29 protein-coding genes and 1 pseudogene are annotated in these 25,999 nt (G+C 63.5%); 22 read left to right on the top strand and 8 right to left on the bottom strand.

All coding sequences use genetic code 11. The annotated features are described in order from the left end of the window. Window positions 1-57 precede the first annotated feature (57 nt). Window positions 58-522, top strand: coding sequence for a CopD family protein (locus VC352_RS21445; protein WP_322981531.1), 465 nt, complete (start codon window positions 58-60; stop codon window positions 520-522). A gap of 42 nt (window positions 523-564) precedes the next feature. Here the strand turns inward: VC352_RS21445 and VC352_RS21440 are convergent, their stop codons facing one another. The 3 genes and pseudogenes from VC352_RS21440 to VC352_RS21430 all read right to left on the bottom strand — a co-directional run. Further along, window positions 565-1,326: a collagen-like protein gene (locus tag VC352_RS21440; protein ID WP_322981530.1), complete on the bottom strand. Its 762-nt coding sequence runs from the start codon at window positions 1,324-1,326 to the stop codon at window positions 565-567. Continuing rightward, window positions 1,319-1,612, bottom strand: a complete 294-nt coding sequence (locus tag VC352_RS21435) for a DUF1145 domain-containing protein (RefSeq protein WP_322981529.1) — start codon at window positions 1,610-1,612, stop codon at window positions 1,319-1,321. Before VC352_RS21435 ends, VC352_RS21440 begins: the two co-directional genes overlap by 8 nt. 160 nt (window positions 1,613-1,772) lie before the next feature. After that, window positions 1,773-2,126, bottom strand: a pseudogene (locus VC352_RS21430) (OmpA family protein); the annotation flags it as partial. Window positions 2,127-2,593: 467 nt separating this feature from the next. On the opposite strand from VC352_RS21430, the gene VC352_RS21425 reads away from it, so the two are divergent. The 3 genes from VC352_RS21425 (at window position 2,594) to VC352_RS21415 (ending at window position 4,781) form a co-directional block, all read left to right on the top strand. Beyond that, window positions 2,594-3,091 carry a DUF6231 family protein gene (locus VC352_RS21425; RefSeq protein ID WP_322981528.1) on the top strand — a complete coding sequence of 166 codons (498 nt, stop codon included), beginning with the start codon at window positions 2,594-2,596 and terminating at the stop codon, window positions 3,089-3,091. Between the two features lie 4 nt (window positions 3,092-3,095). After that, complete coding sequence (locus VC352_RS21420; RefSeq protein ID WP_322981527.1) at window positions 3,096-3,575, top strand: YchJ family protein; 480 nt, start codon at window positions 3,096-3,098, stop codon at window positions 3,573-3,575. Between the two features lie 84 nt (window positions 3,576-3,659). Further along, the gene (locus VC352_RS21415; protein WP_322981526.1) at window positions 3,660-4,781 is read left to right on the top strand and encodes a hypothetical protein; all 1,122 of its coding nucleotides are present in this window, start codon (window positions 3,660-3,662) and stop codon (window positions 4,779-4,781) included. 66 nt (window positions 4,782-4,847) lie between these two features. Here VC352_RS21415 and VC352_RS21410 read toward each other — a convergent pair whose 3' ends face one another. Then, a complete protein-coding gene (locus VC352_RS21410; RefSeq protein ID WP_322981525.1) occupies window positions 4,848-5,396 on the bottom strand; it encodes a hypothetical protein in 549 nt (182 codons plus the stop codon). Between the two features lie 228 nt (window positions 5,397-5,624). Here VC352_RS21410 and VC352_RS21405 point away from each other — a divergent pair, with 228 nt between their 5' ends. The 4 genes from VC352_RS21405 to VC352_RS21390 all read left to right on the top strand — a co-directional run bounded on the left by VC352_RS21405 (window position 5,625) and on the right by VC352_RS21390 (window position 9,406). After that, window positions 5,625-6,122, top strand: a complete 498-nt coding sequence (locus VC352_RS21405; protein WP_322981524.1) for an LEA type 2 family protein — start codon at window positions 5,625-5,627, stop codon at window positions 6,120-6,122. A gap of 5 nt (window positions 6,123-6,127) precedes the next feature. Next, window positions 6,128-6,322, top strand: a complete 195-nt coding sequence (locus VC352_RS21400) for an SEC-C metal-binding domain-containing protein (RefSeq protein WP_037049080.1) — start codon at window positions 6,128-6,130, stop codon at window positions 6,320-6,322. Between the two features lie 7 nt (window positions 6,323-6,329). Further along, complete coding sequence (locus tag VC352_RS21395) at window positions 6,330-6,794, top strand: DUF2489 domain-containing protein (RefSeq protein WP_322981523.1); 465 nt, start codon at window positions 6,330-6,332, stop codon at window positions 6,792-6,794. A gap of 98 nt (window positions 6,795-6,892) precedes the next feature. Then, a complete protein-coding gene (locus tag VC352_RS21390; RefSeq protein ID WP_322981522.1) occupies window positions 6,893-9,406 on the top strand; it encodes a penicillin acylase family protein in 2,514 nt (837 codons plus the stop codon). Window positions 9,407-9,638: 232 nt separating this feature from the next. Here the strand turns inward: VC352_RS21390 and VC352_RS21385 are convergent, their stop codons facing one another. Further along, a complete protein-coding gene (locus VC352_RS21385; protein ID WP_322981521.1) occupies window positions 9,639-10,328 on the bottom strand; it encodes an NUDIX hydrolase in 690 nt (229 codons plus the stop codon). Between the two features lie 100 nt (window positions 10,329-10,428). On the opposite strand from VC352_RS21385, the gene VC352_RS21380 reads away from it, so the two are divergent. From VC352_RS21380 to nadE, 3 genes are read left to right on the top strand one after another with little or no spacing between them, the layout of a single operon-like run. Then, window positions 10,429-11,115, top strand: a complete 687-nt coding sequence (locus VC352_RS21380) for a nicotinamidase (RefSeq protein ID WP_416340223.1) — start codon at window positions 10,429-10,431, stop codon at window positions 11,113-11,115. After that, window positions 11,112-12,317 (top strand): nicotinate phosphoribosyltransferase, encoded by a 1,206-nt coding sequence (gene pncB, locus VC352_RS21375; RefSeq protein WP_322981519.1) that lies wholly within the window; start codon window positions 11,112-11,114, stop codon window positions 12,315-12,317. Before VC352_RS21380 ends, pncB begins: the two co-directional genes overlap by 4 nt. A 10-nt stretch (window positions 12,318-12,327) precedes the next feature. Next, window positions 12,328-13,155 carry an ammonia-dependent NAD(+) synthetase gene (nadE, locus tag VC352_RS21370; protein ID WP_322981518.1) on the top strand — a complete coding sequence of 276 codons (828 nt, stop codon included), beginning with the start codon at window positions 12,328-12,330 and terminating at the stop codon, window positions 13,153-13,155. A 59-nt stretch (window positions 13,156-13,214) separates the two neighbouring features. On the opposite strand, the gene VC352_RS21365 is transcribed toward nadE, so the two are convergent. Together VC352_RS21365 and dcd are read right to left on the bottom strand one after the other, a co-directional pair. Next, complete coding sequence (locus VC352_RS21365; protein WP_322981617.1) at window positions 13,215-13,427, bottom strand: hypothetical protein; 213 nt, start codon at window positions 13,425-13,427, stop codon at window positions 13,215-13,217. A 130-nt stretch (window positions 13,428-13,557) separates the two neighbouring features. Next, window positions 13,558-14,124 carry a dCTP deaminase gene (dcd, locus tag VC352_RS21360; protein WP_322981517.1) on the bottom strand — a complete coding sequence of 189 codons (567 nt, stop codon included), beginning with the start codon at window positions 14,122-14,124 and terminating at the stop codon, window positions 13,558-13,560. Window positions 14,125-14,424: 300 nt separating this feature from the next. Here dcd and VC352_RS21355 point away from each other — a divergent pair, with 300 nt between their 5' ends. Then, window positions 14,425-14,637 carry a cold-shock protein gene (locus VC352_RS21355; protein WP_268178504.1) on the top strand — a complete coding sequence of 71 codons (213 nt, stop codon included), beginning with the start codon at window positions 14,425-14,427 and terminating at the stop codon, window positions 14,635-14,637. Between the two features lie 129 nt (window positions 14,638-14,766). Here the strand turns inward: VC352_RS21355 and apbC are convergent, their stop codons facing one another. After that, on the bottom strand, window positions 14,767-15,855 hold the full coding sequence (gene apbC, locus VC352_RS21350) for an iron-sulfur cluster carrier protein ApbC (protein WP_322981516.1): 1,089 nt from the start codon (window positions 15,853-15,855) through the stop codon (window positions 14,767-14,769). A 183-nt stretch (window positions 15,856-16,038) separates the two neighbouring features. Between apbC and metG the strand changes: the two genes are divergently transcribed. From metG to VC352_RS21300, 10 genes are all read left to right on the top strand, one after another. Next, window positions 16,039-18,075, top strand: coding sequence for a methionine--tRNA ligase (gene metG, locus VC352_RS21345; protein WP_322981515.1), 2,037 nt, complete (start codon window positions 16,039-16,041; stop codon window positions 18,073-18,075). Between the two features lie 21 nt (window positions 18,076-18,096). Next, on the top strand, window positions 18,097-18,852 hold the full coding sequence (locus VC352_RS21340; RefSeq protein ID WP_322981514.1) for a DUF4349 domain-containing protein: 756 nt from the start codon (window positions 18,097-18,099) through the stop codon (window positions 18,850-18,852). A 133-nt stretch (window positions 18,853-18,985) separates the two neighbouring features. Continuing rightward, window positions 18,986-19,570 (top strand): electron transport complex subunit RsxA, encoded by a 585-nt coding sequence (gene rsxA / locus VC352_RS21335; protein ID WP_277374313.1) that lies wholly within the window; start codon window positions 18,986-18,988, stop codon window positions 19,568-19,570. Next, entirely contained in the window at window positions 19,567-20,142 is a 576-nt protein-coding gene (rsxB, locus tag VC352_RS21330; RefSeq protein ID WP_322981513.1) for an electron transport complex subunit RsxB, read from the top strand. The genes rsxA and rsxB overlap by 4 nt, the downstream gene beginning before the upstream one ends. Further along, the gene (rsxC, locus tag VC352_RS21325) at window positions 20,139-22,388 is read left to right on the top strand and encodes an electron transport complex subunit RsxC (RefSeq protein ID WP_322981512.1); all 2,250 of its coding nucleotides are present in this window, start codon (window positions 20,139-20,141) and stop codon (window positions 22,386-22,388) included. The genes rsxB and rsxC overlap by 4 nt, the downstream gene beginning before the upstream one ends. A 123-nt stretch (window positions 22,389-22,511) precedes the next feature. Continuing rightward, a complete protein-coding gene (locus VC352_RS21320) occupies window positions 22,512-23,543 on the top strand; it encodes an RnfABCDGE type electron transport complex subunit D (protein WP_322981511.1) in 1,032 nt (343 codons plus the stop codon). Window positions 23,544-23,545: 2 nt separating this feature from the next. Further along, complete coding sequence (gene rsxG, locus VC352_RS21315) at window positions 23,546-24,181, top strand: electron transport complex subunit RsxG (RefSeq protein ID WP_322981510.1); 636 nt, start codon at window positions 23,546-23,548, stop codon at window positions 24,179-24,181. Next, window positions 24,178-24,885 (top strand): electron transport complex subunit E, encoded by a 708-nt coding sequence (locus tag VC352_RS21310; protein ID WP_322981509.1) that lies wholly within the window; start codon window positions 24,178-24,180, stop codon window positions 24,883-24,885. The genes rsxG and VC352_RS21310 overlap by 4 nt, the downstream gene beginning before the upstream one ends. Continuing rightward, window positions 24,882-25,520 carry an endonuclease III gene (gene nth, locus VC352_RS21305; RefSeq protein WP_322981508.1) on the top strand — a complete coding sequence of 213 codons (639 nt, stop codon included), beginning with the start codon at window positions 24,882-24,884 and terminating at the stop codon, window positions 25,518-25,520. The genes VC352_RS21310 and nth overlap by 4 nt, the downstream gene beginning before the upstream one ends. Before the next feature lie 111 nt (window positions 25,521-25,631). Further along, complete coding sequence (locus VC352_RS21300; RefSeq protein ID WP_159970462.1) at window positions 25,632-25,811, top strand: PA3496 family putative envelope integrity protein; 180 nt, start codon at window positions 25,632-25,634, stop codon at window positions 25,809-25,811. Window positions 25,812-25,999: the final 188 nt, after the last annotated feature.

Raw genomic sequence — 25,999 nt, 5'->3', positions numbered from 1 at the left:
ATCCGGCGCAGAACCCTGTGCTGAACGAGCATGACAAGAATCGACAGGAGAGGCCCGATGACTTTCTACGCACCGCTCTACACCCTGCACCTGCTGGCAGCCCTGATCTGGGTCGGCGGCATGTTCTTCGCCTGGATGATCCTGCGTCCCGCCGCCGTCGAGGTGCTGGAAGCCCCTGCCCGCCTGCGCCTGTGGCTGAACGTGTTCAAGCGCTTCTTCGTCTGGGTCTGGGTCGCGGTGCTGGTGCTGCCGGTAACCGGCATGGGCATGCTGCATGCGGGCTATGGCGGCTTCGACGGCGCACCACGCTACGTGCACATCATGATGGGGCTGTATCTGGTGATGCTGGCGCTGTTCCTGCGTATTCAAGCCCTGCAACTGCCGGAGCTGCGCCGCGCGGTGGAAGCGGAGAACTGGCCGGCTGGCGGCGAAGTGCTGGGGCGCATCCGCCGCGTGGTGGGCAGCAACCTGCTGATCGGCCTGGCGCTGATCGCGCTGGTGGCCATGCGCCCTTCCTTCTGAATCGGCGGACAAGCGCCGGGCTCGCACCCGGCGCACGGGCTCTTAGAAACGCAGTACCTGCAAGTCGCCATCGGGGCCGGCGCTACCCGGGCGCCCCGGCTTGCCTGGGCTGCCGTCCGGCGCACCCTTGACGCCATACAGCCAGCAATCCTTGGCTGCGCCGCCACGCCCGGCCTTGCCAGCGCTGCCGGCTTCACCACCGGCACCACCGTCGAGCAGCACCTGCAACTTCTCCTGCGCCACTTCGTTCGGCACTTCCAGGATGACCTTGCCGCCCGGAGCACCCGGATGACCGTCGCTGCCATCCTGGCCGTCGTAACCGGCGCTGGCACTGCCCCAGGTGCAGCCGCCGGGCTGACCGTGGGCGCCATCGAGGCCGGCATAGCCGGGCCTGCCACGGCCGCCGCGCACGTCGAGGGTCAGCGACTCCACCGTCAGTTTGTGCATCTTCACGCGGATCTCACGGCCCGGTGTAGCCGGATGGTTGTAGGTACCTGCCGCGCCCTTGGCGCTGATCCAGGCGCCATCCGCGACATCGGCATCGAGCACCTCGATGCGCAGAGGCTGATCGCTCGGCGCGACACCAATACGGGCGTCACGGCCCATCAGCAATTGGCCGATATGCAGCTCGGTGACCGAGGGCGGGATCAGCAGGGTCGCCTGATCCGCCACTTCGAGCCGGTCGAGATGCAGCACGCTTGCCGAAGTCGGCAGACGCATCAGGGTGTTGCTGGCGACACTGACCTGCGAGTTGGCCATGGCTGTCGCCGCGCAAAAGCACAGTGCATAGGCAAGTTTACGCATGGGCCACCTCCGCGTTCGCAACCGCTGGGGCTTCGGGCTTCGCTAGCGCATAGAGATGGAAGATACCGAACAGCATGACCTGGAAACGGTCATGCCAGGGGCTGGCGCCGGTTGCCGGCACCTTGACGAACAGCCACAGCTGCAGAGCATGCAGTACCAGCAGGCAGGCGGCGAGCAGGTAGATCATCTGCTGGAACGGGCTATCCAGCCAGTGCCCGAGTGCCGCCGCAAAAACCAGCCAGAACGCCCCCGCAAGTGCCTTGCCAAGCATCATCAGTACCTTCATCGCCGCCCTCGTGTAAGCATTCTTCTAGTTGGGTGCAGCACGTTAACCGGTCGCGAGGGCAACCACCAGAGCAACACGCGATATCCAGGCGCCTGCACGCCAGAAATGACGAAGCCCCGCCTGGCCGGAGCCAGACGGGGCTTGCGCTGACAGGCGAGGGTCAGGGACGCGCTTCGACCTCAGCCTCTACACGACGGTTGATGGCACGGCCTTCGGCAGTGGCGTTGTCAGCCACCGGACGGGACTCGCCATAACCCACGGCATTGACGCGGTTGCCTTCGACACCGTACTGATTGACCAGGACGTCACGCACGGCCTTGGCACGACGCTCGGACAGGCCCTGGTTGTAGGTATCGCTGCCCACGGAGTCGGTGTGACCTTCGACCACGGTGCTGGTGGACGGATACTGTTTCATGAAGTCCGCGAGCGCCTTGATGTCGCCGTAGCTCTCCTGCTTGACCTGGGCCTTGTCGAAGTCGAACTTGACGTCCAGCTCGACCCGCACGGCTTCAGCCGGCTCGGCGACCACGACTTCTTCCTGCTCGACGACCACTTCCTCGACTTGAGCAACCTTCTGCGAATCGGCACCGTGCACCCAGCAATAGGCTGCACCCATACCCGCACCGACCAGAGCGCCGCCGCCCGCCCAGCTAGAACTTTCGATCGCCCCCAATGCCGCGCCACCCACACCGCCGACGGCGGCACAGGTCGGCCAGTCGGTTTTCTGCACGCCAGCGCAGCCGGTCAACAGGGTGCCGGCCAGAATCAGGGGTACTGCGTTCCTTGTGATACTCATAATTTTAGGTCTCCAATGTTCATCGGCCCATAACCGATCCTCAACCAGTAAAGACGGCTATGGAGTGATACGCCAGTTATGCCCTTTTCCACGGTGATGCATGCGCCGCATTGGCGCGTTCCCTGCCGCAATGGCAGTGAATGACGCACTGGGTTAGCCTTTGCTTCCCAGCTAGAGGACGCCAGATGACCCGCCATCCTTCTTCCCGTACACCTCAGCAGGCCCTGGCCGCCCTGCTCGATCGCTATGCCCCGCAGCACCTGCTGCTGGTAGGCGCCAGCGCCCTGCCGGCCGTCAGCGCCTTCCAGGAGGCTCATCCACAATGCCGCATCGACATCGCCCCGGCGGCCCCGCTGTCCACCGAACTGCGCAGCCAGCGCTACGACCTGGCCCTGCTGGTCGACTGCCTGGAGCACCTGTCCAAGAAGCAAGGCCTCGAGCTGCTCGGCGGCATTCGCAACCTCAATGCCAGCCGCGTCGCCACCCTGGTGGACATGCACGCCTGCGACTGGCAGGAAACCGACTTCTACGCCCTGGCCATGCAGGCCAGCGAATGCTTCCAGCGTGAAGGCCAAGTGCTACATCTGTTCACCTATGATCTACTCGATTACAAGCAAGTTCCCGACTGGTTGAACGCAAAGTTCTGGGCCAACCCCGAACTTTTCGGCAAATACTGGTGGTGAGCCGATGACGACCGCTATTTCCAACTGCCCATGTGGCAGTGGCAACCCGCTCGCACAGTGCTGTGGCCGCTACCATGCCGGCACCCCGGCGCCCTGCGCCGAGCAACTCATGCGCTCGCGCTACAGCGCCTATGTACTGGGCCTGGTGGACTACCTGGTGGCAACCACCTTGCCAGCTCAGCAAGCGCTTCTGGATCGCACCGCCATCGCCGCCTGGAGCGCCCAGAGCACCTGGCTCGGCCTCGAGGTGGAAAGCAGCGAAGTCTTCGGTGGCAAGCCCGAACATGCCCAGGTCACCTTCACTGCACGCTGGCATGACGAGAACGGCGAGCACAGCCATCGCGAATGCTCGGCTTTCGTGCAGCACGAGGGCCACTGGTACTTCATCGACCCCACCGCGCCGCTCAAGGCTGGCCGCAACGATCCCTGCCCCTGCGGCAGCGGCCAGAAGTTCAAGAAATGCTGCAGCGCTTACCTGGGCTGAATATGCCCTGACAAGCGCACCGGCTTCTGCTTGAGTTGATCACTTCGGGCCAGCCAATCGCCCGCGCTCAACAAGGAGAAGCACATGCACAAGCAACGTGGTATCGCCCTCTTTCTGGCCAGCTTGCTGGCCGGTTGCGTCAGCACGCCCCATGAACACTCGGGCGGCTTCATCGACCTGGGCGATAGCCAGCGCGTCACACGCCTGTTCGCCTACCCCAACAACTGCAACGTCATCTGCTATCGCGACTGGACGCTGGAACAGACGGTCGAGCACTACCTCGACCAGAGCCTGCAACGCGATGGCTATGCCCAGGCCAGCGTCGAGGTGAAACGCGAAGGCGAGCGCATTCACGCCCATTTCAAGGGTGTGCCGGCCGACTACGGCAAACCGCTCGAAGAACTGCTCGACGCCGGCGACCTGGCCTACGACGGTGCCAGCCGGCTGAACCGCGACGGCAAATGGCAGTACAACTGGTATTTCTTCCTGCCCCTGGGCATGGCCCTGGAGAATCGCAAGAGCGTCGAGCTGCTGCACTTCCCACCGGACTACTCCCTGACCCAGGCGCAGGATTACCTGCGCTCCAGCACCACCGACCGCTGGGCAGCGCTGCTCACCTACAACGGCATTGCGGCGACGCAGACACCGGCCTACCAGACCATCATCGACATCGCGCCCATTGCCGCACCAGCCAGCGCCGGTAGCTCGCTGGAGGGCGTTTACGACTATTTCAACAGCTACCAGCAACGGATGGTCAGCGAACTCAGTGCGGGCAAGGGGGGCACCAGTCTGCCCATGGTTGCCTTCGGCAGCCCGGTGCGCAGCTGGATCCAGCAGCAATACGGGGTGACCCTGCCAGTGCTGGGCCTGGGCCAGATCACCGCCGCGCCCGGTCAGACGGTCGCGGTACTGGGCGCCAACCACCCCAGCTACATCTGGTATGCAGCCGACCCGGCCAATAATGGGGGCAACCAGACCAAGGCCGACGCCAATGGCATCAAGGTCATGGGTCAGGATCTCAGTGCGGCCTGCTGGCAAGCCGGCATGGGTCAGCAGCCGTCAGCCAATGCGCAGCAGACTCTCGATGGCTGCACGCAGAAATGGCAGGTGACCGGCAAACTGCAGACCTGTGAGCTGTTCTACATCAGCGTGCGCAAGCTCAAGCCCGAGGAAGCCGAAGCCAAGTGCACGAACCAGGCGGGCTAGATGCAAAAACGCCGCACGGCCATGGCAGCGCGGCGTTTTTTGGAGAGTTGCAGCCGTGCGGTTACCTCAATCCTGCAACTTCAGGTACGAGGTATCCGGCGGTGGTGCAGTTGCCTCAGCCCGTGCCTGGCCCATATCGCTGCCCACCGGCGCCAGACTGAACTGCGACAGGTCGACCTGCGGCGCCTCGGCCTCCGGCCTGGCATCCTGCAGGTCGCTGCCGACCGGCGCGATACCGAAGTCCGGCGCGTCGACATTGCTGAAAGCCGCCATGTACTCGTCACGCGGCGCAACCTGCAAGCGCCCTGGACGCCCGGCCTGGGCGACAGGAACACTCGGCGGCTCCATCGGCGGCGGCGGCGCCAACTCCACTTCCTCGATCGGCATGTCCATGTCGACCACCTCGACCAGCGCTCCGGCTCGCTCCAGTGTTACCCGGTACTTCTCGGCACCGGCGGCATCAAGATTGTTCTTGATCACGATGCGGCGCCCGGAGAACAGCTGAGCGATGCGTTGGGCATCGGCCTGGAACAACTTGGCCAGGTTGGCCTTCACCGGCTCCAGCTGGGCACCCGGCACCAGTTGTCCGGAAAAGGCGATCTCATAGCGGCTCATGGTCACACTCCTGTCCTATTCGGCACTCAGTATGGCGCAGGTTTTTTCCGGCTCACAACGACGCCGTCTCAGCGCCGACCACAGCGTCAGGCAAAACCGGTCGAACGCACTACAAACAGCGGCTTAGGCTACCCAACAGGCGAATCGGGGCACCCGGAAAATAATTGACGCCCCCCAGGTTGCAGCCAAGCGGTTGCTTGTTACACTGGGGCGCAATGGGGGTATGAAATGTTTTCTCAGGCGCAAACGATAAGAATTATCAGCCTATTGATGTTTTTGGGCCTGACTTCAGGCCTGGCAGGATGCTCCACCTGGATGACGGGTGGTTTCAAGGACCCGGATGTCCGACTCATCAAGGTAGACGTGATCAAGGCCAAGCTGCTCGAGCAGGAGTTTCGCCTGCGCTTTCGCATCGACAACCCCAACGGCGTCAGCCTGCCGGTGCGTGGATTGGACTACGACGTCACCCTCAACGACATTCCCCTGGCAGAAGGTTCCTCCAGCGAGTGGTTTACCGTGCCAGCTCACGGCCACCACACCTTCGAGATTCCGGTACGCACCAACCTCTGGCGTCATGTACGCCAGGTGGTGAAGATGCTGGAAAAACCCAACAAGCCGATCCGCTATAGCCTCAAGGGCGAGGTGAAAACAGGCATGCTGTTCAGCCGCAGCGTGCACATGTCGCGCAATGGCGAGATAATTCCCGGCGATTTCATCCCGGAGTAACCCCCATGAGCAACCAACCCCACGTCCACGGCCCTGACTGCAACCACGACCACGATCATCACGATCACGGCCATGTGCACGGCCCGCATTGCAACCACGGCCATCAGGAGCCGGTACGCAACGCGCTGAAGGATGTCGGCCGCAACGATCCCTGCCCGTGCGGCAGCCAGAAAAAATTCAAGAAGTGCCACGGCGCCTGAACCGCGCATGACCACTCTGACCTTGTCCCTGCTGCTCGCCGGCCTGCTGCTGATCGCGGCTTTGGCTGTCTACGCCTGGCACCTCTGGCGCCGCGTCTGGGCCCAGCAACGCGCCCAGGATGAAGCCCGCGAGGAACGCCAGGATCGGCTCGGCGGCGACCTGAACATCCTCGCCAGCAGCCTGCTCGACGAGCAGTTGCCGCTGATCGAGGGCGCCATTCGCATCAAGGTGCTGCTCGACAACTATGACAGTGCCCTGAGCAATGACAGCCGCTGCCAGGTGTTCCACCTGATCTTCGACGCCACTGCCGACGTTCCGACCCACGCCGCCTGGAAGGCGCTGGACAAGACCGAGCGGCGCCGCTTCGAGAAGCGCTTCAACGAACTGGAACTGCAGCACAAGGCCGCCGCCCGCACGGCGGCGCGCTGGCTGCTCGACGATGGGCTCAGGCGCGCACGCACGAACGCCTGAGTCCCTCTTGCCAGGCTGCGACGGCCTCTTTACCTTGGCGCCTTTGTGGCCGATCGACACAGGATCGGCCTTGCCCACGCATACCAAGGAAATCCGCCATGCGCACGCTGGCCCGCCTGACGCTTGCCGCCTCCCTGATCAGCCTCGCCGGCTGCCAGTCCCTGCTCAATAGCCGCTACGCCGACAGCGTGCCGCCCACCCGTGGCGTGGAGCGGGTCAAGGGCGTGGCCGAGAGCGCATCGGTACGGCGCAACGCCCTGGGTATGCCGCTGATCGAGTCGAGCACCTTCCACGACGCCCTGTTCACCCTCGGCTACGTGCATGCTGGCGACCGTCTCAGCCAGATGGTCGGCATGCGCCTGCTGGCCCAGGGACGCCTGGCTGAGATGACCGGACCAGGCGCGCTGGAGATGGATCGATTCATGCGCGCGGTGAACCTGAAGAAGAGCGCGGAGATCCTTTACGCCGACGCCTCGCCGCGCCTGAAGCGCTTCTTCGAGGTGTACGCACGTGGCGTCAACGCCTACCTGTTCCGCTACCGCGATCGCCTGCCGATGGATCTGGCCGAATCCGGCTATCGCCCCGAATACTGGAAACCCGAAGATTCGGTGCTGCTGTTCTGCCTGCTGAATTTCGGCCTGTCGGTGAACCTGCAGGAAGAAATCGCCGCACTGACCATGGCCCAGCAAGTGGGCGTGGACAAATTGCCCTGGCTGCTGCCGATCTACCCGGACGAGCCGCTGCCCTTCGCCGAAGCGGAGAAGCTCGCCGGCCTCGATCTCAAGGGCCAGTTACCCGGCCTGCAGGCGATGGCGCGCACCGCTGCGCAGATCGCCGACCAGCACATGCTCGGCGTCGCCGCCTCGAACAACTGGGCCATCGCCCCCGAGCGCAGCCGTGGCGGCAAGAGCCTGCTGGCCAACGACACGCACCTGCCGCTGAGCATGCCGTCGCTGTGGAATTTCGTGCAGATCCGCTCGCCCAAGTACCAGGCTGCCGGCATCTCCCTGGCCGGCGTACCGGCCGTGGTCGCCGGCTACAACGGCAAGCTGGCCTGGGGCATGACCATGGTCATGGGCGACAACCAGGACATCTTCCTCGAACGCATCAAGCGTGAAGGCAGTCGCCTGATGTACCAGGCCGACGGCAAGTGGCTGCCGGTCAGCGAGCGCCAGGAAACCTTCTTCATCAAGGGCCAACGGCCGATCCGCGAAACCCTGTACGAGACCCGCAATGGCCCGCTGCTCAATACCGTGCTGGGCGAGCGCAAGAACATGCTGCAACCGCTACCCGTACAGAGTGGTTATGGCCTGGCCCTGAAGACCGCCCTGTTCGAGCGCGACAAGAGCCTCGATGCTTTCTTCGACCTGTCCCGCGCCCAATCGGTGGACGAAGCCTTCGAAGCCGCGCGGGAAATCCGCGCCATGCCGCTTAACATCGTCTTTGCCGATGCTCAGCACATCGGCTGGCAGGTCACCGGGCGCTACCCGAACCGTCGGGAAGGTCGCGGCCTGATGCCATCGCCCGGCTGGGACGACCGCTATGCCTGGGATGGCTACGCCGACCCAATGCTGCATCCCTATGACCAGGATCCGCCACAGGGCTGGCTGGGCACGGCCAACGAACGCAGCGTGCCGCCGGGCTACGGCATGCAGTTGTCCAGCTCCTGGTATTACCCGGAGCGCGCCGAGCGCATCGCCGAACTGGCCGGCAACGGTCGCCACGATGCGCGCAGCATGATCGCCATGCAGTACGACCAGACCTCACCCTTCGTCGCCAAACTGCAGGCCATGTTCAATGATCCGGCCATGCATGATTCGCTGCGCCAAGCCATCGCCGCCCTGCCAGCTGGCCAGCGCGAACGCGCCGAGGAGGCACTGAAGCGCCTGCTGGCCTTCGATGGCAAGCTTGCCGCCACCTCTGCCGATGCGGCCGTCTACGGCGCCTTCCTGCAGGAAAGCGCGCGGCAGATCTTCCTCGACGAACTCGGCCCCGAAGGCAGCCCGGCCTGGAAGGCTCTGCTGGAAACCGCCAATACCTCCTACTCGGCGCAGGCCGATCACCTGCTCGGCCGTCCTGACAGCCCGTTCTGGGATGACGTCCGCACCGCGCAGAAAGAAGACAAGCCGGCCATCCTGGCGCGCAGCCTGGCCGCCAGCATCGACCTGCTGGAAAGCCGCCTGGGCAGCGAACGGCGCAATTGGCAGTGGGGCAAGCTGCACACCTACGAGTGGGTCACCGACACCACCCGCATGGCGCCCTACATGAGCGCCAGCCAGCGCAGCAGCATCAATGCGTTCAAAGGCTACCTGGATCGCGGCCCCTACCCGGCCGGTGGCGACCACAGCACGCTGAACGTCTCGGCTTACCCCTGGGGACAGGACTTCAACACCTTCCTGATTCCAGCGATGCGCATTGTCGTCGACTTCTCTGCCGACGAGCCGCTGATCGGCGTCAACAGTTCGGGGCAGTCCAGCAACCCGGCCAGCCCGCACTATGCCGATGGCATCGAGTCCTGGCTCAAGGGCGGCTACATGAGCTTCCCGTTCAAGGCGCAGAATCTGGACAAGGTCTACGGCAGCCAACGTCTGTTGCTGATGCCGGGCAAGTAGCGACCGTTCGTCGGCAGGCGCTGAACCTTTTGCTAAGCGCCACGCTCTGAATAATCGACTTACTCCATAGATCATCTTTAAGGCGCCCTTGGCGCCTTTTCTTTTGCCTGCAGAAAAATCAGCCGGAATTGAACTTCGCAGAGATCGCAGGCTCAGAACCTATGCATCGATTGCAATGCTCCCCTGGCGCCTCTGGCGCCTATTTTTTTGCCTGCGTTTTCTACACTCGACCTCAGGCCAACAGGCTGCGGTCGAAAATGAAGGCTGCCCCGGCCTGCGGGCGGTGCTCGAGCAGCATCTGCGGGCGCCCCATCTTCGGGTAGTTCTTCTCGCCGGTATCGATGATCCAGCCTTGCGCCTTCATGCGCTCCAGGCGTCCACGCAACGTGGTGTGCTGCACCGGCTCACCCAGGCTGGCCTGGAAGGCCGCGAGCGCCTCGGTGACGCTGAAGCGTGGCGCCAGCAGATAAAGCGGCAGCGAGCTGTAAACCGATTTGCCCTGCAGACGCTCGGCAGCCAGGCGCACCAGGTGGGCATGATCGAACGGCAGCGCCTGCTGCCCCCCTATCACCGCCTGCAAGTCGGCGAAACGCAGATTTTCATCCTGAGGCTCGACGTCCGGCGCGAGCAGCGCCAGGTAGCAGGTACTCAGCGACCAGCCACGCGGATCACGTACACCATTGCCCACCGTGGCCACCTGCTCCAGATGCTGCGGTTGCAAACGCGCCTTTTCCGCCAGCGCCCGCACGGCGGCGGCGTCCAGGCTGGCATCGGCGCAACGGCCGTTGACCAGCACACCCGGCAACGCCCATTGCCCGGCATAGGGCTCACGCTGACGGCGCAGCAACAGCACCTGCAAACCTGCCTCTCCCAGGCGCAACGCCACGATGTCGACGCCTGCCAAAACCTCCACTGCACTCATCGCGCCCCTCACGTCTCCTCGCACTTATTTCATCTTGACCAATAAGCCCGCGCTTTTCACCTCTGGATGATAAAAAACGCTTGACTACATATTTCATCAGATGAAATATGTAGTCACCCCATGCTCAGGAAGGAGGCGCACCATGAAGATCGCCAGCTTCGATGTAGACGCCCAGAAAGGCTTCACCCCGCTATGCCCGAGCGAGCTGCCCGTGCCCGGTGGCGATGCCATCGTCCCGGCGCTGAATCAGATGGCCGCTTACGCGCAGGTGCGCGTCGGCAGCAAGGATGCCCACAGCCCGCAAGCCGCCTGGGTGGTCGACAGCCACGCCGAGATGCTCCGCGCCCTGCCCCTGGCCAACGCCGATCTGACCTGGGTCAGCCACTGCGTACCGGGCACCCAAGGCTTCGAGTTGCTCGACGGCCTCCCCGCACCGCTGGACTACGACTACTTCGTCTGGAAAGGCGTGGAGCCGGATCTGCACCCCTACGGCGCCTGCTACCACGACCTGGCCGAGAAGCGCAGCACGGGCGTGATCGAATTTCTCCGGCACAATGGCGTCGACCATGTAGTGGTCGGCGGCCTGGCACTGGATTACTGCGTCAAGACCACGGCCCTGCAACTGCGTCGTACAGGTTTCGAGGTAATCGTCTATCTGCCCGCCTGCCGCGCCATCGCCGAAGATACGGCCTCGATCGCCAGCCGAGCGATGGTGGACGCCGGCATCATTCTCGCCGCCAGCCAGGAAGAGCTGGAAGCGACCCTGACCCTGGAGACACAAGGATGAGCGACAGCATCTTCGCCGACCGCATCGTGCAGAACCTGCTCGATACCGACCTGTACAAACTGACCATGATGCAGGCGGTGCTGCACAACTACCCCAACGCCGAAGTGGAATGGGAGTTCCGCTGCCGCAACAGCGAGGATCTGACGCCCTACCTGGCCGAGATTCGCTACCAGTTCGAGCGCCTCAGCGAACTGAGCCTGACCGTCGATCAGCTCGCTTTCCTCGAACGTATTCCGTTCATCAAGCCGGACTTCATCCGCTTCCTCAGCCTGTTTCGCTTCAACCTGCGTTACGTCCACACCAGCATCGAAGACGGCCAGTTGAGCATTCGTCTGCGTGGCCCCTGGCTGCATGTGATCCTCTTCGAAGTGCCGCTGCTGGCGATCATCAGCGAGGTGCGCAATCGCTACCGCTACCGCGAAGTGCTGCTGGAGCAGGCGGCCGAGCGTCTCTACGAGAAGATCGACTGGCTGCGCAGCGAGGCCAGCGACGACGAGCTGGCCGGTTTCCAACTGGCCGACTTCGGCACCCGTCGGCGTTTCTCCTATCGCGTGCAGGAACAGGCCGTACGCATCCTCAAACGCGATTTTCCCGGCCGTTTCGTTGGCACCAGCAACCTGCACCTGGCACGCGAGTTCGATGTCAAACCCATCGGTACCATGGCCCACGAATGGCTGATGGCGCACCAGCAACTCGGCCCGCGCCTGATCGACAGCCAGATCGCCGCACTGGACTGCTGGGTACGCGAGTACCGTGGCCAGTTGGGTATCGCGCTGACCGACTGCATCACCATGGACGCCTTCCTAGCCGACTTCGACCTGTACTTCGCCAAGCTCTTCGATGGTCTGCGCCACGACTCCGGCGACCCATTGGTGTGGGCGGAAAAAGCCATTGCCCACTACGAGAGCCTCGGCATCGACCCGATGACCAAGACTCTGGTGTTCTCCGACGGGCTCGATCTGAAGAAGTCGCTACGTCTCTACCGTGCACTTTCCGGGCGAATCCACGTAAGCTTCGGGGTCGGCACCAACCTGACCTGTGACATCCCCGGCGTCGAGCCGATGAACATCGTGATCAAGATGATCGCCTGCAACGGTCAGCCGGTGGCCAAGATTTCCGATACGCCCGGCAAGACCCAATGCCGCGACGAGAACTTCGTCCACTACCTGAAACACGTCTTTCGCGTCCCTGACGCCCAGTGAGGACACAGACATGAGCAACCGCCAAGCCGAAATTGCCGCCGCCCTCGACGTCGTGCCGCCGTTTGCCGACGACGCCGCGCTGATCGCGGAGATCGAGCGGCGCAAGCGCTTCATCAAGCACACCCTCAAGCAGTCCGGCCTCAAGGTACTGGTGCTCGGCATCAGCGGCGGCGTCGACTCGCTGACCGCCGGGCGCCTGGCCCAGCTGTCGGTCGAAGAGCTGCGCACGGAAACCGGCGATAACGCCTACCGTTTCATCGCCGTGCGCCTGCCGCACAACGCCCAGCATGACGAGCACGACGCCCAGGATTCGCTGAAATTCATCCGCGCCGACGAGGAAGATACCGTCAATATCGCGGCCAGCGTGCTGGGTCTGGGCGAGCAGGTCACTCACCTGCAGAAACTCACTGATGCCCGTCGCGACTTCGTGGTCGGCAACATCAAGGCACGCATCCGCATGGTCGCCCAGTTCGCCATCGCCAACGCCAACAACGGCCTGGTGATCGGCACCGACCACGCCGCCGAAGCGGTGATGGGCTTCTTCACCAAGTTCGGCGACGGCGCCTGCGACCTCGCCCCGCTGTCCGGCCTGGTGAAAAAACAGGTGCGCGCCATTGCCGCGCATCTGGGCGCACCGCAGCACCTGGTGATGAAGACCCCGACCGCCGACCTGGAAGAACTGCGCCCAGGCAAACCGGACGAAGAAGCGCACGGCGTGACCTACGCCGAGATCGACGCCTTCCTGCATGGCGAGAAGGTCAGCGACGAGGCCTATGCCACCATCGTGCGCACGTACGACAACAGCCGTCACAAACGCGAGCTACCGCTGGTTCCTTGATCCTCGCCGACCGAAAAAGAAGCCGGGCATTGCCCGGCTTCTTCGTTTGCAAACCTGCGCTAATGCCACTCGCCCGCGACACGCTCCGCCGGTGCGACACAACGCTCGACAATCTCGCGAGGCCGGCACAGGGCGACCGGCACCGGTGGCGGCTGATCCGGCACCGTCGGCTCACCCGGCTCCTGCGGGGGCACGGGCTTACCAGGCTGATCGGGAATATCGGGTTCCGGCTGGCCGGGAATGGCAGCGGCGCTGAAATCGACAAGGGACATGGAAGGTTCTCCTGAACGTGGGCTATGGCAAGTTGAGTGCTGCCCGCGCGGGAAATTCAGCCTTTTCGATCAATGACGCTGCTCATGAAAAAGCCGGGCATTGCCCGGCTTCTGCTGCTGACCTGGTCGATCAAGCTTTCGGCAGGGTGACGCCTCTCTGCCCCTGGTACTTGCCACCACGATCACGATACGACACCTCGCAGGCCTCGTCGGACTGCAGGAACAGCATCTGCGCCACGCCCTCGTTGGCGTAGATCTTCGCCGGCAGGTTGGTGGTGTTGGAGAACTCCAGGGTCACGTGGCCTTCCCACTCCGGCTCCAGCGGCGTGACGTTGACGATGATGCCGCAGCGCGCGTAGGTGCTTTTGCCCAGGCAGATGGTCAGCACGTCACGCGGAATACGGAAGTACTCGACGGTACGGGCCAAGGCGAAGGAGTTCGGCGGAATGATGCAAACGTCGCTCTTGATGTCGACGAAGCTCTTCTCGTCGAAGTTCTTCGGGTCGACGATGGCAGAGTGAATATTGGTGAACACCTTGAATTCGTCGGCGCAGCGCACGTCATAGCCGTAACTGGACACGCCGTAGGAGATCACGCGACTGGCGTCGGCACCGCGTACCTGGCGCTCGACGAACGGTTCGATCATCCCGTGTTCCTGGGCCATGCGGCGAATCCACTTGTCCGATTTGATGCTCATGGCGAAGGTCCTGAATGGTTCGTTGCGAAAAAGTGCACGCATCTTACCGAGGCTGGCGCCGGGCTTCAAAGAGCGCTGCCAGAACCTTCGCGGATAATTTGCGAAAAAAGCTGCATCCAGCATTCGCACTCGGCGATAAAAACACGTATGGTGTGTTCACTGTGCTGCATGTGTCACCGCGAATCGCTACTTGATGCCTAGATTTCGATCCAAACATCGTCCGACTCCTAGTACTCGTTGCACTCAGTCCCGGCCTGGGCTTTTCCGAGGCTGTTATCAATTCTGTTTAGGAGACATCACATGTCCAATCGTCAGAACGGCACCGTCAAGTGGTTCAATGATGAGAAAGGCTACGGCTTCATCACCCCGCAATCCGGTGACGACCTCTTCGTACACTTCAAAGCCATCCAGGCTGACGGCTTCAAGACCCTGAAGGAAGGCCAGCAGGTCTCCTTCGTGGCTACCCGTGGCCAGAAAGGCATGCAAGCTGAAGAAGTTCAGATCGTTGGTTGATCTGCGCTTTTAAGCTGCAATAAAGAGCCCCGCCCAGTGCGGGGCTTTTTTATGGGGGCCTGGATGGTGCCTGTCTCCCCTCTCCCATTCATGGGAGAGGGGCAGTCAGATGCCGCTACGCGGCTGCTTTTAATCCTCGCTGATCTCGATGCTTGGCATGGCCGGCTTGCCCGCCTGGGCAATACGCGCGCCCACCTTTCGCGCCAGATCCTGATAGATCATCGCCAGTTGGCTCTCCGGATCGGCAATCACGGTCGGTTTGCCCTCATCGGCCTGCATGCGGATGGCCATCGACAGCGGCAGCGATGCCAGCAGCTCGACACCATACTGCGCGGCCAGCTTCTCGCCGCCACCTTCGCCGAACAGATGTTCGGTGTGGCCACAGTTTGAGCAGATGTGCACCGCCATGTTCTCCACCACACCCAGCACCGGGATATGCACCTTGCGGAACATTTCCACGCCTTTCTTGGCGTCCAGCAGAGCCAGATCCTGCGGGGTGGTGACGATCACACTGCCGGCCACCGGCACCTTCTGCGCCAGGGTCAGCTGGATGTCGCCGGTGCCTGGCGGCATGTCGATCACCAGGTAGTCGAGGTCGCTCCAGGCGGTCTGGGTGATCAGTTGCAACAAGGCGCCACTGACCATCGGCCCGCGCCAGACCATGGGCGTGTTGTCGTCGGTGAGAAAGGCCATGGACATCACCTGTACGCCATGAGCTTCGAGCGGCACGAACCACTTCTGCTCCTTGACCTGCGGCCGCGTACCCTCGGCGATGCCGAACATGATGCCCTGGCTGGGGCCGTAGATATCGGCATCGAGCATGCCCACCCGCGCACCTTCGCGAGCCAGCGCCAGCGCCAGGTTGGCGGCGGTGGTGGACTTGCCCACGCCGCCCTTGCCCGAGGCCACGGCGATCACATTCTTCACCCCGACCAACGCCGGCACCTGGGCCTGGCCCTGGTGGGAATCGATCACGCAGTCGACGTGCACGCGAGCACTGTCCACACCCTCGAGGTTCTCCAGGGCCATCTGCAGCATCTGCGCCCAGCCGTTCTTGAACAGCCCGGCGGCGTAGCCGAGCTCCAGGCGCACGGCCACGCGCGCGCCCTGGATGTCGACTTCGCGCAGGCAACCGGCGCTGATCGGATCCAGCTCGAGATGGGGGTCGGTGAACTGACGCAGACAGGCTTCGACCGCTTCGCGGGTGACGGCACTCATGCAAGAACTCCAGAAGGCAGGCAAAAAATCAGATGCGCATCTTAACAGCAGCGACCCACCGCACACGTCTGACCACGACCATGACCCTGCATATATCCGCTCTTGCTTGCAGCTTGTGGCTTGCAGCCTGCCGCTGCTTTATAGTTGCCGACTTCCCTCGTTTTACCAGTGCAGCCGATCACCATGACCGAAGCCCGCAAGATTCTCGTTACCAGCGCTCTCCCCTACGCCAACGGTTCGATCCACCTCGGCCACATGCTCGAGTACATCCAGACCGACATGTGGGTGCGCTACCAGAAGCTGCGCGGCAACCAGGCCGTCTACGTTTGCGCCGACGATGCCCACGGCTCGGCGATCATGTTGCGCGCCGAGAAGGAAGGCATCACCCCCGAGCAACTGATCGACGGCGTGCGTGCCGAGCACATGGCCGACTTCGCCGACTTTCTGGTGGATTTCGACAACTACCACTCCACCCACTCGGAGGAGAACCGCGAGCTGTCGGCGTCCATCTACCTGGCGCTGCGTGACAAAGGCCATATTGCCACCCGTGCGGTGACCCAGTATTTCGACCCTGAGAAGGGTATGTTCCTCGCCGATCGTTTCATCAAGGGTACTTGCCCGAAATGTGGCACTGACGACCAGTACGGCGACAACTGCGAGAAATGCGGCGCCACCTACGCGCCGACCGAACTGAAGAACCCTCGCTCGGCCATCTCCGGCGCCGTACCGGTGCTCAAGGAGTCGCAGCACTTCTTCTTCAAGCTGCCGGACTTCGAGGCCATGCTCAAGCAGTGGACGCGCTCCGGCACGCTGCAGGAGGCGGTGGCCAACAAGCTGGCTGAATGGCTCGATAGCGGTCTGCAGGAGTGGGACATCAGCCGCGATGCGCCCTACTTCGGCTTCGAGATTCCGGGTGAGCCGGGCAAGTACTTCTACGTCTGGCTGGACGCACCGATCGGCTACATGGCCAGCTTCAAGAACCTCTGCACACGCCGCCCGGATCTGGACTTCGACGCCTTCTGGGGCAAGGACTCCACGGCCGAGCTGTACCACTTCATCGGCAAGGACATCGTCAACTTTCACGCCCTGTTCTGGCCGGCCATGCTCGAAGGCGCCGGCTACCGCAAGCCGACCGCAGTCAACGTGCATGGCTACCTGACGGTGAACGGGCAGAAGATGTCCAAGTCGCGCGGCACCTTCGTCAAGGCACGCACCTACCTCGACCACCTGAACCCGGAATACCTGCGTTACTACTACGCCAGCAAGCTGGGCCGTGGCGTCGATGACCTCGACCTGAACCTCGAAGACTTCGTGCAGAAGGTCAACTCGGATCTGGTCGGCAAGGTGGTCAACATCGCCAGCCGCTGTGCCGGCTTCATCCACAAGGGCAATGCCGGCGTGCTGGTCACGGCCAATCCCGAGCCCGCCCTGTGGGATGCCTTCCAGGCCGCCGCACCGAGCATCGCCGATGCCTACGAGGCGCGTGACTTCTCCCGCGCCATGCGCGAGATCATGGCGCTGGCCGACCGCGCCAACGCCTGGATCGCCGACAAGGCGCCCTGGGCGCTGAACAAGGTTGAAGGCAAGCAGGCCGAGGTGCAGGAAATCTGCGCCTTGGGCATCAACCTGTTCCGCCAGTTGGTGATCATGCTCAAGCCAGTGCTGCCGAAACTGGCTGCCGACGCCGAAGCCTTCCTCAACGTGCCGGCACTGACCTGGGCTGACCTGACCACGCCGCTGGCCGACCACCAGCTCAATCCGTTCACCCCGTTGCTGACCCGCATCGAGCCGGCGAAGATCGAAGCCATGACCGAAGCCTCCAAGGAAGACCTGGCCGCCGAAGCCAGCAAACCTGCTGGTAACGGCGAACTGGCCAAAGACCCGCTGGCCGCCGAGATCAACTTCGACGCCTTTGCCGCCGTCGACCTGCGCATCGCCCTGATCGAAAAATGCGAGTTCGTCGAAGGTGCTGACAAGCTGCTGCGCCTGTCGCTGGATATCGGCGACGAGAAACGCAACGTGTTCTCCGGCATCAAGTCCGCCTACCCGGATCCGAGCAAGCTGGAAGGCCGCCTGACCCTGTACGTCGCCAACCTGGCGCCGCGCAAGATGAAGTTCGGTATCAGCGAAGGCATGGTGCTGGCCGCCGGCCCAGGTGGCGAGGAAATCTACCTGCTCAGCCCGGACAGCGGCGCAAAGCCTGGCCAGCGCGTCAAGTAACGAACGAGCCAGGAGGCCTCGATGAAACCATGGATGGTGTTACCCCTTCTTGCCCTCGCCGGCTGCTCGCCATCGCCCGATACGCCGGGCGGTGGTGCGCTGCAGGGCGAGCGCAACCAGGCCGGGAACTACCTGGCCTACGAACATCAGGTGGTAATCGAGCTGCCCGCCGAGCAGATTGGCGAGCACCTCGTCAGCACCCGTGAGGCCTGCCTGACCGCCCGCTTCGGCAACTGCAGCCTACTGGGTGCGCAACAAAGCAGTGGCCGCGCACCTCGCGGCGAGCTGACCTTGCGCATCGTGCCGGAAGGCGTCGAACCGCTCACCCAACTAGCCAGCGCGGGCGGCGAGCTGGTCAGCCGCAGTACCCATGCCGAAGACCTGGCCCAGGCCGTCAGCGACAACCAGCGCCAGCACGAACGACTGCTGCACCAGCAACGCACCCTGCAGCAGTTCGAGCAACGCAATGATCTGGCGGTGGCCGACCTGCTGGCCCTGGCCCGCGAGCAGGCCGCACTGGAAGTACAGTTGCAGACCATCGCCCAGGAAGCCGCCCAGCAGCAGCGGCGCCTCGAAACCAACCTGCTGACCCTGACCTTCACTAGCAGCTACGAACACAACCGCATCGGCGACGCCTTCTCGCGCCTGCAGGACAACCTGATCGAAGGCACCGCCAACGTCATCGAATTCGTCGGCTACAGCCTGCCCTTCCTGATCGTGCTGTTCCCGGTGGCGCTCGGCCTGCGCAAGTTGTGGAGACGCCTCACCCAGCGCTGAAATCTGCCAGACTGCTGAGCGTGAAACACAGCCGAGCGCAGGCAAATCGCCGCACTCGGCTTGTATGGCCCGGGCCGCTTCCCGATAATAGGCGCCCTTTTCCTATGGCCTTTGCGCACTCGACGGCAACCCGATGACCGAACTCGTCCTGATCATGGTCAGCGCCATCCTGGTCAATAACTTCGTGCTGGTGCAGTTCCTCGGCCTGTGCCCGTTCATGGGCGTGTCGAAGAAGATCGAAACCGCCATCGGCCTGTCCCTGGCGACCACCTTCGTGCTGACCTTGGCCGCCATGTGCAGCTACCTGGTGCAGCAGTACGTGCTCAAACCGCTGGATCTGGAATTCCTGCGCACCATCAGCTTCATCCTGGTGATCGCTGTGGTGGTGCAGTTCACCGAAATGGTGGTGAACAAGACCAGCCCACTGCTGTATCGCGTACTGGGTATCTTCCTGCCGCTGATCACTACCAACTGCATCGTCCTCGGCGTGGCCCTGCTCAACGCCAACAAGGCCGAGTTCACCTTCGTCACCGCTACCGTCAACGGCTTCGCTGCGGGGCTGGGTTTTTCCCTGGTATTGGTGCTGTTCGCCGCCATGCGTGAACGCATTGCCATCGCTGACGTGCCCAAGTCCTTCCAGGGCGCGGCCATCGGCATGATCACCGCCGGGCTGATGTCGCTGGCCTTCATGGGCTTCTCCGGGCTGATCAAGCTATGAGCCTGGTTTTGGTCGCCGTCCTTGCCCTGCTCGCGCTGTGCCTGATCGCCGGCGCCATCCTCGGGTTCGCTGCCGTGCGCTTCAAGGTCGAGGGTGACCCCATCGCCGAGCAGATCAACGCCCTGCTGCCGCAGACCCAATGCGGCCAGTGCGGCTACCCCGGCTGCAAACCCTACGCCGAGGCCATTGCCGGCGGCGACAAGATCAACAAGTGCCCGCCCGGCGGCGAGGCGACCATCGCCGCACTGGCCGACCTGCTGGATGTGGAGCCCGAACCACTGGATGCGGTGGAAGGCGAGAAGCCGCAGATGGTCGCCTTCATCCGCGAAGCCGAATGCATTGGCTGCACCAAATGCATCCAGGCCTGCCCGGTGGATGCCATCGTCGGCGCGGCGCGGCAGATGCATACGGTGATCGTCAGCGAGTGCACCGGCTGCGACCTGTGCGTCGAACCCTGCCCGGTGGACTGCATCGACATGATCGAAGTCGGCAGCACGGTACAGAGCTGGAAGTGGGAAAAGCCGCTGGCACCCGGCCAGTTGATCGCCAGTGACCGGGAGCAGGCTGCATGAGTGCACAGGAACGTATCTGGGATATCCCTGGCGGCATCCATCCTGCCGAGCGCAAGGAGCTGTCCAACCGCACGCCAATCCAGCAGGCGCCGCTACCCAAGCACCTGCTGTTACCGCTCGGCCAGCATATCGGCGCTGCCGCCGAGCCCTGCGTGGTCGTCGGCCAACGCGTGCGCAAGGGCGAGAAGATCGCCAGCGCCAACGGCTTCGTCAGTGTGCCGCTGCATGCGCCGACTTCCGGCACCATCGCCTTTATCGGTGAGCAGCCTTATCCGCATGCTTCCGGCATGCTGGCGCCGGCCATCGTTATCGACAGCGATGGTCTGGACGAGTGGGTCGAACTGACGCCGCCAGCCGACTATCGCAGCCTGGAGCCAGCCGAACTGCTGGCATTGATCCGCGAGGCCGGCATCAACGGCCTCGGCGGCGCCGGCTTCCCCACGGCGGTCAAGCTCACCGCACGGCCAACGCAGAAGATTCACACGCTGGTCATCAACGGCACCGAGTGCGAACCCTATATCACCGCCGACGATGTGCTGATGCGCGAGCGCGCCACCGAGCTGGTGGCCGGTATCGAGGTGCTCGCCCATCTGATCCAGCCGCAGCAGGTATTGATCGGGATCGAAGACAACAAGCCCGAAGCCATCGCTGCCGTACGTGCTGCCTGCGCCGGGCATGACTACCAGGTGCGGGTGTTTCCCACCAAGTACCCGTCCGGCGGCGAGAAACAGCTGATCCAGATTCTCACCGGCGTCGAGGTGCCCAGCGGCGGCCTGCCGGCCGATATCGGCATCCTCTGCCAGAACGTCGGCACCTGTGTGGCCATCCACGACGCCGTGCTGCTGGGCAAACCGCTGATCTCGCGCATCACCACGCTCACCGGCGAAGCGCTGGCGCGCCCCGGCAATGTCGAGGCGTTGATCGGCACGCCCGTGGGCGAATTGCTGACCTTCGCCGGGCTCAACCCGAGCAAGATCAACCGCTTGATCATGGGCGGCCCGATGATGGGCTTTACCCTGCCATCGCTGGACGTGCCGGTGATCAAGACCAGTAACTGCCTGCTGGCCAGCACAGCTGCCGAACTGCCACCACCGCCACCGGCCATGCCCTGCATCCGCTGCAGCGAATGTGCGCAGGCGTGCCCAGCCAGCCTGCTGCCACAGCAACTGCACTTCTTCGCCCTCGGTCAGGAGCACGAGCAGCTCAAGGTGCACAACCTGTTCGACTGCATCGAGTGCGGCGCCTGCGCCTACGTCTGCCCGTCGAGCATCCCGCTGGTGCAGTACTACCGTGTGGCCAAAGCGGAAATTCGCGAGCTGGAACAGAAGCAGCTCAAGGCCGAACACTCCAAACAGCGCTTCGAGCAACGCCAGGAACGCCTGCGCCGCGCCGAGGAGCAGAAGGAAGCCGAGCGCAAGGCCCGCGCTGAGAAAGCCGCCCGCGCCAAGGCCGCGCAAGCCGAAGCGCCTGTTGCAGCGGCGGCGGCGCCGGCCGATGAAGCGCTGAAGAAGCTCAAGATCGAAGCCAGCATGGCCCAGGTCGCGCTGAAGAAGGCCGAGAAACAGCTGGCCGCCCACGACACACCCGAACTGCAGGCACAGGTCACAGAGCTGCGTGCTGCTGCCGAAGCGGTACAGAAGGCCCTGGCCGACGCCCAGGCGACAACTTCTGCCACAGCGCCCAAGCCAGCAGGCGATGAAGCGCTGAAGAAGGCCAAGATCGAAGCGGCCATGCTCAAGGCGCAACTGCGCAAGCTGGAGAAGATCGAAACACCGAACGACGAGCAACAAGCTGAGATCGCCCGTGTACGCCAGCAGCTCGAAGCCGCCGAGAAAGCCCTGGCCGAGTTGCAGAGCCAAGCGCCGGCACCGGCCGCCAAACCCGCCGGTGACGATGGACTGAAAAAGGCCAAGATCGAGCTGGCAATGAAACGCGCCGAGCTGAAGAAGGCGGAAAAGGCCGGCAGCGACGAAGCCTCACTGCAACCGCTGCGCGATGCCCTGGCTGCCGCGGAACAAGCCCTGCACGCCGCCGAGGCGGCCTCGGGCAAGCCAGCCCCGGAGCTGGTGCGCACCGAACGTCCTGGCGTGGATGCCGAACTGAAATCGCTGAAAACCGAAGTAGCCTTCGCCCGCGCCGACCTGCGCAAGCTGGAGCGTGACGACAACGCCGCTGGCGAGGCGCTGGAGCAGGCGCGCACACGCTTGAGCGAAGCCGAACGCAAGCTGGCGGAATACCAGGCCTGACAACCTTCCCGGATTGCATCCGGGCTACAAAAGATAACCCGTCGCGCCGGATCATCCGGGCGGCAAAGACACCGTAGCCCGGATGCAATCCGGGGAATGAACACCAGAACCACCGGAGCGCCGATGGCCCTGCCCCGTATCACATCGCCCCACGCCACGGGCAGCAACCGTACCCAGCAGGTCATGCTGCAGGTGCTGCTGGCCTGCGTGCCGGGCATCCTCGCCCTGACCTGGCTGTTCGGCGTCGGCACCCTGTTCAATCTGGTCTGGGCCAGCCTCTGCGCCCTGGGCTTCGAGGCTGCGCTGCTGGCCGCGCGCAAGCGCCCGGTGGTGTTCTTCCTCAAGGACTACAGTGCCCTGGTCACCGCCGTACTGCTGGCCGTCGCCCTGCCGCCCTACTCGCCCTGGTGGCTGACGCTGGTCGCCTGCGGTTTCGCTATCGGCTTCGGCAAGCAACTCTATGGCGGTCTCGGGCAAAACCCGTTCAACCCGGCCATGGTCGGCTACGTGGTGGTGCTGATCTCCTTCCCCGTCGACATGACCAGTTGGCCCACGCCACACGGCGTCGCCGCACTGGATGGCATCAAGCATATCCTCGGCACCGCCAATCTCCCGGATGGCTGGGCCCAGGCCACCGCGCTGGACGCGCTGAAGGTGAACAAGAGCCTGACCATCGACGAGCTGCACGCCAGCAACCCGGCCTTCGGTCGCTTCGGCGGCGCCGGTAGCGAGGCGGTCAACCTGGCATTTCTCGCCGGCGGCCTGTATCTGCTGCACAAACGCCTGATCACCTGGCATGCGCCAGTGGGCATGCTCGCCGCGCTGTTCGTCATGAGCCTGCTGTTCTGGAACGGCAGCGGCTCGGACTCCAACGGCTCACCGCTGTTCCACCTGCTGACCGGCGCCACCATGCTCGGCGCCTTCTTCATCGTCACCGACCCGGTGTCCGGCGCCACCAGCAATCGCGGACGCCTGGTATTCGGCATCGGCGTCGGCGTGCTGGTCTACGTGATCCGCACCTGGGGCGGTTACCCGGATGCAGTGGCTTTCGCCGTGCTGCTGATGAACCTGGCAGCGCCGACCATCGACTACTACACCCGGCCGCGCAGCTACGGCCATCGCAAGCCCAACAGCGGCTTCAAGCTGGGAGAATGAGCATGCTGCCGGAAATCAGCCGCTCGATGCTGAAGAACGCCCTGGTGCTTGGCCTGTTCGCCATCGGCACCGTCGGCGCCGTCGCCTTGCTGCAACAGGGAACCGCCGAGCGCATCGCCAACGCCGAGCGCGAAGCGCAGGTGCGTGCCCTGGCGGAAATCCTACCGGCCGGCAGCTACGACAATCACCTGCTGGATAACCGCATCGAGCTCAACGCCCCCGAGCTGGGCCACCGCAGCCCACAGTCAGCCTATCTGGCACTCAAGGGCGGCGAGCCCAGCGCACTGATTCTGCCGGTGACCGCACCGGACGGCTACAGCGGCGCCATCCACCTGCTGGTCGGCATCTTCGCCGATGGCCGCCTGGCCGGCGTGCGCGTGCTCAGCCACAAGGAAACCCCTGGGCTGGGTGACAAGATCGAACTGGCCAAGAGCGACTGGGTACGCAGCTTCGAGGGTAAATCCCTGACAGACCCCGGCGAAGATGGCTGGGCGGTGAAGAAGGATCGCGGCGACTTCGACCAGTTCGCCGGCGCCACCATCACCCCACGCGCTGTGGTCAAGGCCGTGCACGGCGCCCTGCGCTATTTCGACACGCACCGCGCCCAGTTGCTGGGCCTGGCGGAGGACGAGCAATGACCAGTTACCGCGAAATCAGCCTCAACGGCCTGTGGAAGAACAACCCGGCGCTGGTGCAACTGCTCGGCCTCTGCCCGCTGCTGGGGGTAAGCAACTCCACGGTCAACGCCCTCGGTCTGGCGCTGGCCACCACGCTGGTGCTGATCTGCTCCAACGCCGCCGTATCGCTGGTACGCGGTGTAGTCAACACTGCCGTGCGCCTGCCGGCCTTCGTCATGATCATCGCTGCACTGACCACCTGCATCGAGCTGCTGATGCAGGCCTACACCTACGAGCTGTATCAAATCCTCGGCATCTTCATCCCGCTGATCACCACCAACTGCGTGATCCTCGGCCGCGCCGACGGCTTCGCCGCCAAGCACGACCCGGCCCGCGCCGCCTATGACGGCTTGATGATGGGCCTGGGCTTCGGCTCGGTGTTGGTGTTGATCGGCGCCATCCGCGAGCTGCTCGGTACCGGCGCATTGTTCGCCAACATGCACCTGCTGTTCGGCCCGATGGCCGCCGACTGGAAACTCACCCTGGTGCACGACTACCGTGGCTTTCTGCTGGCCATCCTGCCGCCGGGCGCCTTCATCGTTCTCGGCCTGCTGATCGCCGGCAAGAACCGTATCGACCAGATCGCCGCCGAGCGAGCCAAGGCCGCCGCGCCCGAGCTGCCCGCCCAAAGCCGCCGCGTTCGCGTTACCGGAGTCATCGAATGAACGCTGCCAAACGCCTGGAAATCTTTCGTCGCCTGCACGAGGACAACCCCGAGCCGAAGACCGAGCTGGCCTACAGCACGCCCTTCGAGCTGCTGGTGGCGGTAACGCTTTCGGCCCAGGCCACCGACGTCAGCGTCAACAAGGCAACGGCCAAGCTGTTTCCCGTGGCCAACACGCCGGAGGCCATCTATGCCCTTGGCGTCGAGGGTTTGTCCGAATACATCAAGACCATCGGCCTTTACAACAGCAAGGCGAAGAACGTCATCGAGGCCTGCCGCCTCCTGATCGAGAAGCACGGCAGTGTGGTGCCGGACAACCGCGAAGACCTCGAAGCCCTGCCCGGTGTCGGCCGCAAGACCGCCAACGTGGTGCTCAACACGGCGTTTCGCCAGTTGGCCATGGCCGTGGATACGCATATCTTCCGCGTCAGCAACCGCACCGGCATTGCGCCGGGCAAGAACGTGGTCGAGGTGGAAAAGAAGCTGCTCAAGTTCGTGCCCAAGGATTACCTGCTCGATGCGCACCACTGGCTGATCCTGCACGGGCGCTACGTGTGCACCGCGCGCAAACCGCGCTGTGGTGCCTGTCGCATCGAAGATTTATGCGAGTACAAGGCCAAGACCTCCGACGATTGATCAGGCATAGAATCTGGCGATCCTCTGATTGAAAAAATCTTTTTTACCCGCTCAATTTTTGCCGCTATAAGGTGCGCAAACGGCCCCAGTCACTGGCCTGGAGTGGAATAGATGAGCACTGACAAAGAAGACCTCGAACTGGACGAAGACTTTGTCGCAGAGGATGCGGACGATGCCGAGCCTGCGGTGGAAGTCGCCAAGACCAATCTGACCAAACGCCGCATCATCGACAACTTCCTCGAAGAACGCCGCCTGCATAAGCAGTTAGCCGAATACGACTTCGATATCTGAGTGCCGCTGCCTTCTACAAGAGCCCCGCAAGCCGGGGCTTTTGTTTGAGTGCTGAAATTAACAGGCCTGAAACGACGAACCCCGGCACATGGCCGGGGTTCGTTGCATCGCGCTAGCTGTGTAAACCCAGCACGTTGTTCAGTGGAAGCGGCGCTCTGCTGATCGGGGGCAGGTATCCGAGGCTGGCG

The sequence above is a fragment of the Pseudomonas sp. C11 genome (assembly GCF_034683865.1).
GTDB lineage: Bacteria > Pseudomonadota > Gammaproteobacteria > Pseudomonadales > Pseudomonadaceae > Aquipseudomonas.
The sequence above is the reverse complement of the archived record's forward strand: the minus strand, read 5'-3'. Positions and strand labels throughout refer to the sequence as shown.